Annotated in this window: 16 protein-coding genes; 8 read left to right on the top strand and 8 right to left on the bottom strand. The window is 50.5% G+C overall.

The genetic code is table 11. From position 1 onward, the window contains the following. From AC1Q67_RS14790 to AC1Q67_RS14765, 6 genes are all read left to right on the top strand, one after another. A complete protein-coding gene (locus AC1Q67_RS14790) occupies nucleotides 1-285 on the top strand; it encodes a PilZ domain-containing protein (RefSeq protein ID WP_492236135.1) in 285 nt (94 codons plus the stop codon). Further along, nucleotides 282-770 carry a hypothetical protein gene (locus tag AC1Q67_RS14785; protein WP_492236134.1) on the top strand — a complete coding sequence of 163 codons (489 nt, stop codon included), beginning with the start codon at nucleotides 282-284 and terminating at the stop codon, nucleotides 768-770. The genes AC1Q67_RS14790 and AC1Q67_RS14785 overlap by 4 nt, the downstream gene beginning before the upstream one ends. Further along, entirely contained in the window at nucleotides 771-1,628 is an 858-nt protein-coding gene (locus AC1Q67_RS14780) for a hypothetical protein (protein WP_492236133.1), read from the top strand. A gap of 3 nt (nucleotides 1,629-1,631) precedes the next feature. After that, complete coding sequence (locus AC1Q67_RS14775) at nucleotides 1,632-2,531, top strand: cation diffusion facilitator family transporter (protein WP_492236132.1); 900 nt, start codon at nucleotides 1,632-1,634, stop codon at nucleotides 2,529-2,531. A gap of 516 nt (nucleotides 2,532-3,047) precedes the next feature. Next, nucleotides 3,048-3,776: a flagellar basal-body rod protein FlgF gene (flgF, locus tag AC1Q67_RS14770; protein ID WP_492236131.1), complete on the top strand. Its 729-nt coding sequence runs from the start codon at nucleotides 3,048-3,050 to the stop codon at nucleotides 3,774-3,776. Nucleotides 3,777-3,848: 72 nt separating this feature from the next. Continuing rightward, nucleotides 3,849-4,976 (top strand): acyltransferase family protein, encoded by a 1,128-nt coding sequence (locus AC1Q67_RS14765; RefSeq protein WP_492236130.1) that lies wholly within the window; start codon nucleotides 3,849-3,851, stop codon nucleotides 4,974-4,976. A gap of 18 nt (nucleotides 4,977-4,994) precedes the next feature. On the opposite strand, the gene AC1Q67_RS14760 is transcribed toward AC1Q67_RS14765, so the two are convergent. Together AC1Q67_RS14760 and AC1Q67_RS14755 are read right to left on the bottom strand one after the other, a co-directional pair. After that, nucleotides 4,995-5,732, bottom strand: a complete 738-nt coding sequence (locus AC1Q67_RS14760) for a transporter (RefSeq protein ID WP_492236129.1) — start codon at nucleotides 5,730-5,732, stop codon at nucleotides 4,995-4,997. A gap of 397 nt (nucleotides 5,733-6,129) precedes the next feature. Next, nucleotides 6,130-6,360 carry a helix-turn-helix domain-containing protein gene (locus tag AC1Q67_RS14755; protein ID WP_492236128.1) on the bottom strand — a complete coding sequence of 77 codons (231 nt, stop codon included), beginning with the start codon at nucleotides 6,358-6,360 and terminating at the stop codon, nucleotides 6,130-6,132. Nucleotides 6,361-6,475: 115 nt separating this feature from the next. Here AC1Q67_RS14755 and AC1Q67_RS14750 point away from each other — a divergent pair, with 115 nt between their 5' ends. Both AC1Q67_RS14750 and AC1Q67_RS14745 read left to right on the top strand, forming a co-directional pair. Beyond that, complete coding sequence (locus AC1Q67_RS14750; RefSeq protein ID WP_492236127.1) at nucleotides 6,476-6,940, top strand: PH domain-containing protein; 465 nt, start codon at nucleotides 6,476-6,478, stop codon at nucleotides 6,938-6,940. Between the two features lie 18 nt (nucleotides 6,941-6,958). After that, a complete protein-coding gene (locus AC1Q67_RS14745; protein ID WP_492238158.1) occupies nucleotides 6,959-7,777 on the top strand; it encodes a hypothetical protein in 819 nt (272 codons plus the stop codon). A gap of 97 nt (nucleotides 7,778-7,874) precedes the next feature. Here the strand turns inward: AC1Q67_RS14745 and AC1Q67_RS14740 are convergent, their stop codons facing one another. From AC1Q67_RS14740 to AC1Q67_RS14715, 6 genes are all read right to left on the bottom strand, one after another. After that, nucleotides 7,875-8,462, bottom strand: coding sequence for a hypothetical protein (locus AC1Q67_RS14740; protein WP_492236125.1), 588 nt, complete (start codon nucleotides 8,460-8,462; stop codon nucleotides 7,875-7,877). Then, complete coding sequence (locus AC1Q67_RS14735) at nucleotides 8,459-9,037, bottom strand: hypothetical protein (RefSeq protein WP_492236124.1); 579 nt, start codon at nucleotides 9,035-9,037, stop codon at nucleotides 8,459-8,461. Before AC1Q67_RS14735 ends, AC1Q67_RS14740 begins: the two co-directional genes overlap by 4 nt. A 66-nt stretch (nucleotides 9,038-9,103) precedes the next feature. Next, a complete protein-coding gene (locus tag AC1Q67_RS14730) occupies nucleotides 9,104-10,219 on the bottom strand; it encodes a hypothetical protein (protein WP_492236123.1) in 1,116 nt (371 codons plus the stop codon). 653 nt (nucleotides 10,220-10,872) lie between these two features. Then, nucleotides 10,873-11,568, bottom strand: coding sequence for a hypothetical protein (locus AC1Q67_RS14725; protein ID WP_492236122.1), 696 nt, complete (start codon nucleotides 11,566-11,568; stop codon nucleotides 10,873-10,875). 164 nt (nucleotides 11,569-11,732) lie between these two features. After that, a complete protein-coding gene (locus tag AC1Q67_RS14720; RefSeq protein ID WP_492236121.1) occupies nucleotides 11,733-12,449 on the bottom strand; it encodes a hypothetical protein in 717 nt (238 codons plus the stop codon). 331 nt (nucleotides 12,450-12,780) lie between these two features. Then, nucleotides 12,781-13,506: an AAA family ATPase gene (locus AC1Q67_RS14715; protein ID WP_492236120.1), complete on the bottom strand. Its 726-nt coding sequence runs from the start codon at nucleotides 13,504-13,506 to the stop codon at nucleotides 12,781-12,783. Nucleotides 13,507-13,520 lie beyond the last annotated feature (14 nt).

The raw sequence follows: 13,520 nt of genomic DNA, 5'->3' as shown, positions 1-13,520 counted from the left end.
ATGGACGAGAAACGAGTGGAGCGTCGTACTCGGGTGCTCAAATCCGGCACAATCTCATTCGAGGGAGGCGCGATCAGTTGCATCGTTCGCAACATAAGTACCACAGGAGCATTGCTCGAGGTGGAAAGCCCTCTTGGGATTCCCTACCGCTTTGTTTTGCTAATTCCTACAGATCATTTCTCGCGTTCGTGCCGCCGTGTTTGGACAGCCGAACACCGAGTCGGGATTGTTTTCGATCAAGTAGGTGGCGGGCCAGCGTTGAAAGCGAAGGGAGCTGTCTCATGAGATCGGATAGAGCCTTTCCTTTAGCATTACTTCTGCTCCCATTGCTGCTATGCGGTCAATCCTTCGCACGCAGCGGCATGATTATCGAGAGGCCGTGGGCTTCTGAGCACATCGACAGCTTACCTTCTGAGTTGCGGAAGAGACTTTACACTCTTGAGCGCTTGTGCGGTAACGCGGCCGCTGCTGCCCATTACTTCGCGCCTTCGATTGAAGCGAATGGCGCGCGTTTCGTATCGCTGCATTTTGAAGAGTACGCTTGCGATAATCGCGCAGTGATTTGCGATAGCAGCGGGTGCCTTCATGAAGTTTATTTGAAAACGAGAGGTGGCTACCGCATGGTTTTTTCGGGGAAAGCTATTGATCTGAAGATGACTAATGCAGACGGAGTAGCTGGACTAAAAGTTATTTCGAAAAATTCGACAGCAACATATCGCTGGAATGGTCGCGGCTTCTCGCTGCGCACAACCCAACCTAGTGGACAATAGATGCCATCATCGATTATTCAGCATCTCCATCTCGGAGGCGCAAGTCTTAGCTATCGCAAAAAGTTTCGACTATTTTTTACCGTAGTTGCGGTCGTTTTGGTGTTGGGATGCGCGAAAATCGGTGTCCATTACTTTGGTTTCGAATTTCTAGAGCTCAATGCGCTCTTAACAAGCGGAATCGGTGGCGCAATCTTTATTATAGGGTTTCTCCTGTCCAGCATTCTGACTGACTATAAAGAGGCAGAGCGAATTCCAGCAGATATCAGGACTTCAATTGAAGCGATTGATGGCGATCTCGAGGCATTTGCCGAAATCAATAAGGAGTTTGATCTGAACGAATGTCGGTACATTCTTCTAGGAACGCTTGATAAGCTGAGAGTCGGTTTAGGTCATACTCGAGATCACAAGGATATTCCTCCAGCTCTGAACGAGTTGGCAAAGTTAACACCGATTTTTGGACGTCTCGAAGGAATGGGAATGGCCGCAAATTTCGTGGTTCGGCTTCGTGCAACGCAAGACATCCTTCGTCGATCTATGCTGCGCGTCTATCAAATTCAGCGCGTAGAATTTGTTCCGTCTGTCCACGTCTTAGTTCAGACGTTGGTGTTTTCGATCGTCATTATGATGCTGTTCCTCAAAACCGAGGGTGATCCCGCATCAGCGATGATGTTTGGCTTCATATCTTACATGTTCATATATGCGCTGTATCTTATACGCTTGTTGGAGCAGCCCTTTGCTAAGGGACACGGCTCTCTAGACGATGTCAGCTTTTTCTTGTTTGACGAACTTGAAGAGAAACTGCGTGGTCTTATAGGCGACGACGCCACCGTCGGTGGTAAGCAGAAGATGGAGGCCTGAAGGATGCACGGTGGAGGCACTACAGGAACAGCAGCAGCAAAGCATGCAAACCGACTCCGTTGGGCGCTGGTGCTCACCGGCACCTTCATGATCGCGGAGGTTGTTGGTGGCTTGGTAACGGGTAGCCTGGCGTTGCTCGCAGACGCAGCTCATATGCTGACGGATTTTGGAGGTCTCGCGCTGGCTTTGCTCGCCATTCGATTTGCTGCGCGAGAGGCGACCCCACAACTGACTTACGGATACCTGCGGACCGAGGTACTATCGGCGCTCACTAATGCTGTCGTTCTTCTTTTGCTAACCGTGTACATTCTGTATGAGGCCTATCAGCGGTTCCTTGCTCCTCCGGAGATTCTAAGCGGCCCAATGTTGATCGTTGCCGCAATTGGTCTCATTGTAAACCTGATCAGCATGCGGCTATTGGCGGGCGGTTCGTCCGAAAGCCTAAATGTCAAGGGCGCTTATCTAGAAGTCCTAGGCGACATGCTCGGGTCAGTGGGCGTAATTGTAGCGGCGCTTATCATCATGTGGACCGGATGGCGCTTGGCTGATCCGATCATGGGTGCCGGTATTGGCCTGTTCATCGTGCCACGGACGTGGATACTGATTAAGCAAGTCACACATATCTTAATGGAGGGAACTCCTCCTAACGTCGACGTAGGGCTTCTTGAAAGGAAGCTGCTGGAGCTTCCCGACGTAATTGCGGTTCATGATTTACATGTATGGACCGTTACGTCTGGCTTCGACGCTATGAGCTGCCATCTAGTTGTTGCAGATTTTGCGAACAGCCGAGAACTCTTAGTGCAGGCGCGGCGTCTGATGAAGGACGACTTCGGCATCGATCATGTTACAATTCAGCTGGATGATGAAGCAGTCAGGGCAGCGGAGGTAGTGCTCCATGTCTGAGAGCCTAAAGTATCGCGGTTCTCGTACGCGAAATCTTATTAGGCTTCTTATCGGAACGCTTGCCGTCATAACCTCGGTTTGCTCGATTGTAACCCATGATCATGTTGAATCATTCACTCCCAAGTCGACGCAGTCAGATTGGCTGTCATTGAGACATGACACCGATCAACATTCGCAGCGACCAGAGTTAATAGGTTGGCATTGCCACAGCTGCTTTTCCACGTCGATACCCGTGCCACCGCAAATCACGACGCATAGATCAACCGGAATCATGCCTGTTTGGCCGTTGTTGGTTGATGCGCATGCTGGATATTTGGTGGGCGTCGAACCGCCGCCACCGAGGAATAGCTTGCTAAGCGTGGCTTAGGACGAGGCGGACGACCTCGAGTCCAGTCACTTTTCACCTTACTTGAATTTCAGTCGTTAAGGCCCCGCTCGCGGTAGGGCGCTGTTGCGGCGTCGCCATTTGTGCGGCGATTGCGACGGACGCGCGTGTGCGAAATCACGGAGACTGATGTGAGCGACAAAGAGATTATAGGCCTCTCTCGCTTAATTGTGCTGCGGCAGCAGCTCGATAACGTGGCCCGCAATGTGGCAAATCAAACCACACCCGGGTTCAAAGCGAGCCACCTTGGCTTTCAAGAGTATCTAACACAGGCGAAAGAAGAGGTGCCCTCACCCAGGCGATCACTCGTTGCGGCGACGCAGTTTATCGACTTTTCAAAGGGCGAACTCAAACCGACAGGAAATCCTTTGGACGTCGCAATCGTAGACCAATCGTCTTTCTTCGTCGTCCAGACGGCGAACGGGCCAAGATATACTCGCGTGGGGTCTTTTACGCTCGATGCCAAGGGTGACCTAACTACGCTCGAAGGAAAGGCTGTGCTTGGAGTTGGCGGGCGAGTCTCGGTCCCGAACGGAAGTAGTCAGCTTATGATTGGCCCAAATGGTTCAGTGTCCACAAAGCAGGGTAGCCTCGGACAACTTCGCATCGTGAGATTTGAAGACACTCGTAAGCTACGAGCTGAGGACGGTGGACTATTTTCGACGGAAAGCTCCCCCATCGATGTGCCACCGAGTGCCGTTAGGTTGGCGACGGGCGTCCTAGAGATGTCGAATGTCAACGCTGTGGGAGAAATGACCAAATTAATGGCAGCGAATCGAGCCTATGACTTAGTTGCGCAAGTGATTCTCAAGGAAAACGATAAAAACGAACTCAAAAGATTAGCGGGAGAAGACATGTGATTATCCCGATCTCGACTTTTCTGAGTCTCCGCGCTCGATCACTTCAAGCGTTAAGCAGAAAAGAAATTAGCCATGTCGTTCGCTGAGAAAGAAACAGTGACGTGGCGGACTATGCTTTGGAAGGGTCCGAGACTGGTCGATATACTCGAAGTTGAGCGGAATTCTTTCAATCTTATTCGATTAGTCGCCGCTCTAGCCGTTCTGGTATCACATGCTTTCGCGATTAACAGCGCCATAGATGCACCAGAGCCACTTCAGGGAACAACTCCCTTTACGTTGGGCGGGCACGCGGTAAATGCCTTCTTTGTTGTATCGGGGCTTACGCTTTCCCACAGTCTCGAACGTAACCCAAGTTTGAGTAATTATATTTTGGCGAGGGCGTTGAGACTGCTGCCTGGACTTTTCGCTTTTGGCGTTGTCTTCGCTTTTATAGCCGGCCCGCTTCTTACAGGGCTGCCGCTCACCGAGTATTTTCGAGATTCTCGTACCTGGATTTATCCATTCTCTGTTACGTTTCAATTTTCACGGGCGATACCTCCACAAGAGATATTCACAAACGTTGTTTTCTCGGGGGCGATCAATAACCCACTCTGGACTTTGAAGTACGAGATACTGAATTACTTCGGGCTCGCGATATTAATGCGTATTGGAGTGTTCAATTGGGCTCCATTTCTATTTTTTGCGCTATGTGCTGCGATCGCGCTTATGTTTCACGCTAATGCTATGTCCGCACAGCCTGGCTCGACGTGGCTATATCAAGTCGGCCGTTACAGTGTTTGTTTTTTAATCGGCGTAATATCATATCGATTTCGACACAGTATCGATTTGTCTCCGGCACTTTTGTCCGTGAGCACGGCAGCAACGATTCTACTTTCTTCTTCCTTAGTTCGAGATCAAATCTATATTCTTCTAGTCGCTCATTGGGTTCTTGTGGCCGGAGCGATCGATTTCGGGTGGCCCACTCGCCTTTGCCGAGCGAACGACATCTCGTACGGAACCTACATTTATGGATGGCCAGTTCAACAGTCTATCGTGCAAGCATTTCCAGGTATCGACATCACAACGTTGGCCGTTGTGTCGATAGTTATTGTTCCGCTCTTTGGATTTGCTTCCTGGAAGCTCGTTGAAAATCCTGCATTGACGCTGAAAAGGCGGGTTGCTGCCATGGGGAAATACAGGCGAGGAATGCGGGTCAAATAGAGCTAATGACCTGCGATATTAAAACCGAGCTGAAAGCCCAACAAATGGATTTATACTCGGCGATGCTGGCGTGGCACCAAAATTTACACCGGCATCAAGTTGAAGATTTGAATTGACCTTATAGGCGAGACCTCCGCCGAAAAGCACAATATCTCCAAGAGGGTCTTGGGTGCCGCCTCTCACGGCTGCTTCGACGTAGGTTGTGAATTTTTCAGACCATTGGTAGCCAAGTGTCATTGAACCGGTCGCTTCAATGTGACGTGCGTTCGGATCAGCATTTTTTACCGCGTGCAATCCCACATTGATTCCGAGAGAGAATTGATGTCCCAGATCGGCTGCAAAAAACGTTTGGAGGCCGCCATCCACGAATTGGGGGCTTATTCCGTTCTGACGATCAGTGGGAAGTGAAATGTAGGGCAGAACTGCAAGGGCAGTTGAGTCACTTTTCCCGAAAGTGTCGTTTCCCCATAGATTATACTTAGCGCGAAGGACGACAGCTCCTGTCCCCGATTCTGTCGTTTCGGATTCTGAACTCCGAGTTCTCTGTCGAGCGTACGGTAAGACCATGATGGTTGCTTCAAGGTCTTTAGTTAATCCAACGCGAATGTTGCTCCCTATAAACTCATAACCTTGAGTCACCGCTCCGTTCGCAGCCGGACGCGAACGCGAGAAGCCGACACCGGTCGTCTCGATTTGGACGCGACCCGCATCAACCGTAAAGGGCACTTCGGTGATGTCGGGTCGATCTGTGGTCATCTCTCGCAGGAAAGAATCCGGGGTTGGATTGGAGAGAGAGTAGGAACGTTTGCCACTACCTTCCTCACCGAAGGTCGCATGAACGCCAACTAGAAGTAGTGGCGTCGATAGGATCCAGTCCCTACATTTTGGGGTTCTACCGAATGGGAGGGTTATGGAATTATTGCAAATGACAATCATTAGCAAATAATGACGATAAACGCTTTCTGCGTCAACAGCTGTTGCGATCTATTCTCATCTGGATTGCGGACGATCTACACGCAGTTAAAGGGGATTGAAGGTGATCGGTGTTCCGACTTTGTTGTTTAACCGAATGCTCATGGCGACTTCGCTGAGCCAAAATGATTGGTAATCGTGGCTCTCGCTAACGTTGAGCATAGTCCCAAGGGTCAAAAAGCTACTTTTTTGGACGCTTGCGTTGGATTGGCTGAAAGAATTCAGCCGGTTCAACGCGCAAAACCTTTGAAAACTTTTCAACGATCTCAAGCCCCACATACGTCACGCGGCGCTCGATCTTGCTAACATGAGCACGATCCACCTCAGCCTCGTATGCCAACTTCTCTTGGGAGAGTTTTTTCTCGTCCCGAATTCGGCGAAGGTTGGCGGCAAATAGTTGGCGGATGTCCATAGGTTAGACAACCGCAACGTAAGATTCTTCCCCACGGCTTTAAAGCCGAAAAAACAATGTGGCTTTAAAACCACATAATGTCCTATAAGTTCCCGATTTGGTTTGGGAGCATGAAATGGATCAGCAATCAATTACTGGTGGTGAGAACGAAATTGCGACGATCAGGCCATCGACCATTCGGTGGATATTTGGTTCGCTGGAGGGGTGGTCTGTCTTACTATTTTGCTTTGTACTGGTCGGATTGCCGATTCTGGCACTCATCTGGATTGCCCACCTCTGCACGAAGTTCACGATTACGAACCAGCGGGTCAAAATCGCAAAGGGAATCATCTTTCGCACAGTCGACGAAATTGAGCTGTACCGCATCAAAGACGTTCGCGTGAATTACTCTCTCTTAAATCAGCTCTTCAATATTGGCACTATCACCATTCACTCCAGCGATTTTACCAGCAAAGGCGGCTCTCTTCAGCTTCGGTACGTCGCAGATGCGCGAGCGATACGCGAGAATCTACGAAACCTGGTAGAGCAGGCTCGTCGCAGCAGAGGAGTACGCGAACTCGATCTTGATCGCGTCGGCTGAAACCAAGGGGAAATCGTGATGGTTGCGAGTCGAGCGATCCTGGCAATTCCCATTCTATTTTGCACTGGTGCCGATCTTGGTGCTCAATCTGCTGACATAGAAATTAGCGCGTTAATGAAGGGCCGATGTCAGGCAGCCGTGGCTAATAAGAGTTATATCTGCAGCCCGGTATCCTACATCATAACCGGTAGTCGCGCTCTATTCACAATGGTGCTTGATGATCCTGAGGATGATGGCCGCGCTATATCATTCTCGGGCTCTAGATCGGATGGCACTATTGCGCTTGATAAATCCTACGAGCTGCCGATCGATCGTATGCTTGTTAATTCCAAGGATCGGCCAAGACGGAATGACCTGCCGGTTCCTTTAATACAGCAAGCAACAGGTAAATGCATTCAGACTGGAGACTTCACTGAGCGTCAAGTTCGAACGGTTTCATGCACAGCTAAGAACGACCAAGGCATCGAGTATTTACTTCGATTTGAATCGGACGGTTCGTCGATGTCTGTAATACGGTCAAAGGACGAGCGGCTTGCGACGGAGGCGAGCGCTAATAGATCGTTTGTCGGAAAATGGTATGCCGAAAAACCAGATGCTTGCCGGTCAAAGCCGGGCGAGCAGGATAACGGGCTCGTAGCTTACTCGCAGAGAAAATTCGAAGGATACGAATCGACGTGCGAGATAAAGAAGGTTGTGCCCCAAGGAAATCGCTTCGCACTCACGATGAAATGCAGTTCGGAGGGCGAGACGGAAATTGTGAAGGAAAATCTCGAACTCCGAGACGGTAAACTCGTTCGGCTCGGACGTTATCTGGTGACGTACAATCGGTGTCCTTGACGGGTTACCGCTAAAAGGGGAGCGAGCGGTGATCATGGCGGCGATTCTGTAATCGGACTCTAACCACCAGACACAAAATCAAACCAAGCATCTCAATTTAGAGCGCATTCTTCTCCCGGGATTGCTTTACTTTATCAAAATCCTTTTTGATCGCCGCGTTCTCATAGATGATCTTCCATCTGCCGCTGGAGCTATCTTCTGCTAAGAGACCAAGCTGAACAAAAATTTCTGGTGTTTTGAAGTTAGTGTACCAAGAGGTTCGCCCGTTGTTTACGCCGGAAAGAAAGTATCTTGGCTCGGCATAGATTGAATCGCCGAGCCGATGGTTTACGCTTGGCTTTCCGTACTTCTCGCTAAGCAGCGAAGACAACGAATTGTATCGCGACAACACCGACGATCCGAACGGATCGTTTGCGAAAGACTTGCTGATTATCACGATGCGGTACAAGCGATCATTGTATCCGAACGAGCCAAGAACGATCTCAGCGTCGGCTATTACCTGCGGAAGCTTAGTAAAGACGACTCCCTTACCGTAACTGTCTTCTTTTTCCTCACGGAATTCAGCCCCGAGGGCTGTGATTTCGGTTTGAGACACCCCCCATTTTAGCCCCAACGGAGCTTGATCTGACTGCGCGAGTGCTGAAGAAGAGAGCGCCACAATGATAAGCGTCAAAATTAATTTCATAAGCCGTCCCGATCTTGTACGATTTTTCCTTTAGTTGCTGAATCATTCGCTTTGGGAGCGCTGATAGTTAGAATTGGAAATCCGTGTTTGGCCGAATAGAACTTAAGGCGAAGCTGGGAGATTGCGACGTCGTCGATTGCAACGCGCGCTAACGACATCGATTGTACAAGCCCGCCGGAATAGCGTGCTGCTTCAGTGCGAGCTTGATTAGCTCGATCCTCTGCTTGCCGTAATTCATCCAGTATTTCAGTAAGCTCTTGGTCAGGCGCCACGCGAGCAGCGGAGGCCATATTCGGATATCTTAGCGAGATGCGCCAGAATAGTGATCGGCGCTTTTGGTCGAGCATAGCGTCGGTTGCTTGGAGAACCGAAAGTCTAAGGTCGATGAAAGATTTGACGAGGCCGCTCGAATATTTCTCGCTCTCGCGACGAGCTTCTACGATTTCCGCGCGCACCCTGGTCATATCGCGATCGAGATCCGAATTTGGCTGTTCGGTATCCTGAAGTACCAGTCCAAGCACTGAAGCGAGAGCAATAACCGATGTTAGAAGTATGACGATAAGAACGTTCTTCATTTGCCCGACCAATGGAGGCAGCCGCATGCGAATTAAATGTAAAAGGTTATCTCGGCGATGCGCCGCTTATGGACCGATCGCTTTAAACGCCGCATTGCGATAACCCGCGTTCACTTCTTCGCGTTGTTGTGCTTGAGGTGTTGCGTTGAGCGATCCGCTCGGGGTCAGCACCGAAAACATGATGAACCCACCGGCCTTTCGGGGAAAAATGAAATACTCGGCAATTGCCGACCGTTCAGAATCCTCGCAGGATGACATTCCTCTGAATACAACTTCGCTGTCGATGAGCTCGCTATTCCGAGCGGACGCAAATTTGCCCTTACATTCCTTTGCATCATTTCCAACGATCGCAGCCGCAACATCCAGACCCGACGTGCCTTGTTGAGGCGGAATAATGCGAACGAAACCGGTCGATCCGTCCGCCTTCCAGGCGGCTCCAGTCGAGGCAACGGCCGTTGGCGTTTCAGACCTAGTCAAAAGAGAAGGGCGACTCAGGTTGGCCTTAAGAATGAAGTTTGAAGCAATTTGCATCGCTTCAATTTGCAGTTCCGGAGAGCCTTCTTGAGGAGTTCCAGGTTGCAAGCTTGATGTGTTTGTTAATGGCTTTCCAGCAGGAGCGGTAAGCTTGGGAGTACTGTTCGCGGCATTGGCGAAAGGAGCTGCAAAGTCTCCTGCAGCCGAAAGACCGCGATCATTGATTGTCTTCGCACAGTTTACCAGCGCAGGAATAAGAACAGAAGTCCCGTTGAGATTGAATTGAAACAGATTGCCTTGGGCGAAGGCGGACATTGTTCGAGAAGCCCGAAATTTTCTAATCAACGATGAGTCGTCTGGCATTGGAACGAAGACCGTAGTGGCGGCCACTCCAATGCCAACAACATTGAACGTTGCTTGATTATCGAAATTGAGGACGATCGGAAATTTCTGTCCTTGTGAAAGGGTCCAACTATTGTGAGTGAAAGCCAAGAACCACTTGTAGTCCTTCGAAACGACCACCCCAAAGTTGATGCCGCTGTTATATGTTGCGCTGGCAATGCAGTTTGAGAAGGCGCCTGTTTGGTTGTCGGTGAATGCTCCGCCACTCCAAGCGCCGACTTTGATAGATCCGTACGGACCACGCGCATTAGCGGCACCAGCCCAAACGACCAGAAGAAAAGCAACGATCGAAAAGATCCTGACCATATCTCGCTCCCCAAGATCACTATCCAAGCGCAACCTGAGGTAGAGAGCAAGATGCAGAGTGAGGGGGCTGAGGTATCCTCTTGCATGTGACAAAAGCGGAGGACGCCAAAGGACTAGCAGCTCGAATTATTATCTAGGAATTATTTCCAGCATGCGGCAACCGTTTGAATGGCGAGCAAGCGGCGATCGTGACGTCAATTTCATAATCGGACCCTATCCACCAATCCGAACATCAAACCAATCATCGCCGCTCTGATTGGGTTTATTTCAAGCGATCTTCTTCGCGCATTTTGATTTCATATTCTGCACATTGTTCTTTCGTGAAGCGTCTTACCTCGGATGCGGGTCCGTATGTGTTGCCGGGGTATCCACGCATGCGGATCATCTTTTGACCGCCGTACTTGTTCTGAGATGGACCTCTTAGCGTTGAAGGATAATCATCAATTCGCTTTGGCTTGTTTCGTTTCGATGGCTTCTTGAAGTGATTGTACTTAGACATGTATCGGGTTGATCCTGATATCGTTGTTGTTGATTAGTTCTTTGATTGTGACCTTCGTTGGACACTTCTGAATTTTTGTCATTCCTTTGGATGTAGTGATTCTCGCAGGCGAACGAGAATCGAGATGGTCATCATCAAGGAGACGGCAGGCCAGCTAGCCGTTCCGGTACTTCTCCACATCGATTGGCAACAGGATATGTTGTGCCACCCAATCGATGTCGGCTTGTTTCATAATGTAATTTGACAACTTTCGCTGTGATGTAATCGGTTCGATATGGACGCGACCGCCGAGCTCGAAGTGGTCGAGGACTTGCATCCAGCGCTTGTGTGCGGTTTCTTGAAACCAAGTTAGAGCGGCCTCAGGAATCTGCATTATGATGTGATAGTGCAATGGAACAGGGTCTCCGTCCTTGCTCCAGATTTCGGGAACAGCAACGAAGTCATCTGCCAGATCATCCTCTGACAATCGGAACGTCTTTGCGAAGTCTTTGAGGAGACGCGTCCGCCATTCAAGGATGCACAGTGATGCGGCGACTGCTGACTCAGGCCTATTCGGTGTCCAATCGAATTTCAGGACAATCGAGCAGTTGGCGCGGACATTGCTCGCGCGAATGATCTGCAGTTGTCGAACGGCGAGATCTTGCTCCGCCGGACAAGGAGCGCGGCCACGTAAGGTGTTAGTTAGCTCCGCCTCGGTTGTCGCTTGCTTGATCCTCTGAGCCAAACGGGAAAGAAATATTGTTTTCCGTTGGCCGAATGCACCTGATGAACTCCGGTCAGGTTCATCGATCTCCTGTCGATTCAACTGCGCGAAGAGGCTGTCTCTGTAAGGGCGTGGTTTCTGTGTCACGCTCGTATTTATGTGGTCGTGAGCCCGGCATCGGCCGATGAGGCAAAAGAATTTTTCACCCCTCCAGGCGCTCAATTGAAGCCCATCAGCCGCACAACGGTCGAAAGAAAAAAGGCGGCCAACGATGACCGCCTCCTTAAGAAAGTAACGTGCCTCCGAGAGTGTTAAACTTGTTCCTCCTTTGGGTCCGCATGGTCCAGGACAGTCTCTGGGTCGAACTCAGGCACCACTGAGATTTTCTCATTGGGTATCTCCTGCTCTGCGGATGTTCGTTCAGCATTCTTCAGCTTGTCGAGGTCGTCCCAGTTGATCTTGATACCCGGGAACTTATCATGACCTTCGCGAAGCCAATCCTCAAAGGAGCGCTTGCGATACTCCGGCATCGACCAGTCGACATTGATCTTGAGTAGAGGGATCTTAGCGCCCTTGGTGATGTTGCTGGACTTTGGTGGTAGCAACGCTTGAATTTCCTTGCGTGTGATCTTGGGATGGATCGCTCCCGATTCGATGGCGGCTTGGAAATTCTCTTCCTTCATCTTGGTGCATTCCCACACCAACGAATAGCCCGAGGGAATCTTGTTCTGTACCTCAGGAAGTTGAAGAAATGGCGTATCAGCGATTGCGCAGATCTTGTTAAATACCGCGCGGCCCATATCGACGCGTTCCATAAGGAACTTCCGCTGATCTTTCGACAGCGCATCGCGTGTGGCTTTGCAGAGTTGCGCAAGCTTCATCATCTCTGTTGCCTGTTTACGCCATCCGGCATTTACTTTGGCAACTGCTTGGTCGAGCGAGATTGTCGGCAAGCCTTCCCGATCTGGCTTGTCGTCCTGATTCGGCTTTGCGTTTTGCTCACCGGTGAGCGTTTTAGCCTTCTTCATAACTGTCTCCTTCTCTCGCTATGCGAGCTTGTGCGACGGCGCTGCCGGTCGCTGGTTAGGCACGAAAGTTACGTGCATGGCGAAGACATGAGAGGGGCGAGGTGAACTTCAAGGCTGCGATTCCATCGCCCTTTGATGACGCGAACACGGACAGATAAGTGAAGACATGAGTGGATGTTGGTGGACGCGAAAATAATTTTGACTGACATTCGCGATGGATCGCATTGATCGGCGTTCAACGCACGTATCCCGACGCTCACCGGTGAGCAATGGCGGTGAGGTCGCGAGACCAGGTCATCCCGATCTCGCGATACCGGTTGCTTGCGGAGTCTCACATAGTGTCGATCTGGCCTGTCGCCGAGCGAAACTGAAGGTCTGATATCCACGAGCGCATGTCGGGGAAGCGACTTTCCACGATGTTGGCGATCACCTTGCGATCATAGCTGATGCCCTCATTGTCGAGTATTTCGACAGCGCGATCGATGTGAAGTGGTAACAGTTGTTTGCGAGTTGCCTTGATTGCTGAGCCAAGGTCGATGGTATTGAAGCGACTACGTATCGTATCCGGAATCTTGCTCATGTCATTGGCGGTGGCAAAGAATACGCTTGTTACGCGTGCCGTTGTTAAGGTGTCGCCGCGTAGCGCCGAAAAAGCTTGTGCGCTAAGACCATCGAGTTCGTCGATGAATACCGCTCGATGACCGTAGAGCGATTGCAAGGAGACGGTGCGGATCAACTTTCGCACCATGTCAATGCCGTTATCCAGGGCGCCATTAATGTAATGCCGATCAAGGCGAGACTCGGCGATGATCGCGTCGATCGTTGCGGTTTTTCCTGAACCGGTTGAGCCGCAGAGTAGAATGTTCGGGATTGAGCTGGAATTAGCGGATTGCGCGATGCTTGCGAACAGTTGCTTTAGCGAAGCTGGCAAAATCAACCCGTTTACTACGCGAGGCTGATACTTGTCGGTCCAGTCGGCGTGCGGGGGTGCCGCTTGTGCTGTGGTGACTAAATCGAATCCAATGGATGCTGCTGCGACTTTGGTTGCGTTTGGCATTTTAAAAGTCCTTT

The sequence above is a fragment of the Afipia sp. GW823-FHT06G09 genome (assembly GCF_058794875.1).
The sequence above is the reverse complement of the archived record's forward strand: the minus strand, read 5'-3'. Positions and strand labels throughout refer to the sequence as shown.

What these genes read in the sequence shown, in the direction of transcription:
- AC1Q67_RS14785 (WP_492236134.1), top strand. Translation starts at nt 282, where the DNA reads ATGAGATCGGATAGAGCCTTTCCTTTAGCATTACTTCTGCTCCCATTG.
- AC1Q67_RS14780 (WP_492236133.1), top strand. Translation starts at nt 771, where the DNA reads ATGCCATCATCGATTATTCAGCATCTCCATCTCGGAGGCGCAAGTCTT.
- AC1Q67_RS14775 (WP_492236132.1), top strand. Translation starts at nt 1,632, where the DNA reads ATGCACGGTGGAGGCACTACAGGAACAGCAGCAGCAAAGCATGCAAAC.
- AC1Q67_RS14790 (WP_492236135.1), top strand. Translation starts at nt 1, where the DNA reads ATGGACGAGAAACGAGTGGAGCGTCGTACTCGGGTGCTCAAATCCGGC.
- AC1Q67_RS14740 (WP_492236125.1), bottom strand. Translation starts at nt 8,462, where the DNA reads ATGAAATTAATTTTGACGCTTATCATTGTGGCGCTCTCTTCTTCAGCA.
- AC1Q67_RS14755 (WP_492236128.1), bottom strand. Translation starts at nt 6,360, where the DNA reads ATGGACATCCGCCAACTATTTGCCGCCAACCTTCGCCGAATTCGGGAC.
- AC1Q67_RS14730 (WP_492236123.1), bottom strand. Translation starts at nt 10,219, where the DNA reads ATGGTCAGGATCTTTTCGATCGTTGCTTTTCTTCTGGTCGTTTGGGCT.
- AC1Q67_RS14745 (WP_492238158.1), top strand. Translation starts at nt 6,959, where the DNA reads ATGGTTGCGAGTCGAGCGATCCTGGCAATTCCCATTCTATTTTGCACT.
- AC1Q67_RS14720 (WP_492236121.1), bottom strand. Translation starts at nt 12,449, where the DNA reads ATGAAGAAGGCTAAAACGCTCACCGGTGAGCAAAACGCAAAGCCGAAT.
- AC1Q67_RS14765 (WP_492236130.1), top strand. Translation starts at nt 3,849, where the DNA reads ATGTCGTTCGCTGAGAAAGAAACAGTGACGTGGCGGACTATGCTTTGG.
- AC1Q67_RS14760 (WP_492236129.1), bottom strand. Translation starts at nt 5,732, where the DNA reads ATGACCACAGATCGACCCGACATCACCGAAGTGCCCTTTACGGTTGAT.
- AC1Q67_RS14750 (WP_492236127.1), top strand. Translation starts at nt 6,476, where the DNA reads ATGGATCAGCAATCAATTACTGGTGGTGAGAACGAAATTGCGACGATC.
- AC1Q67_RS14735 (WP_492236124.1), bottom strand. Translation starts at nt 9,037, where the DNA reads ATGAAGAACGTTCTTATCGTCATACTTCTAACATCGGTTATTGCTCTC.
- AC1Q67_RS14715 (WP_492236120.1), bottom strand. Translation starts at nt 13,506, where the DNA reads ATGCCAAACGCAACCAAAGTCGCAGCAGCATCCATTGGATTCGATTTA.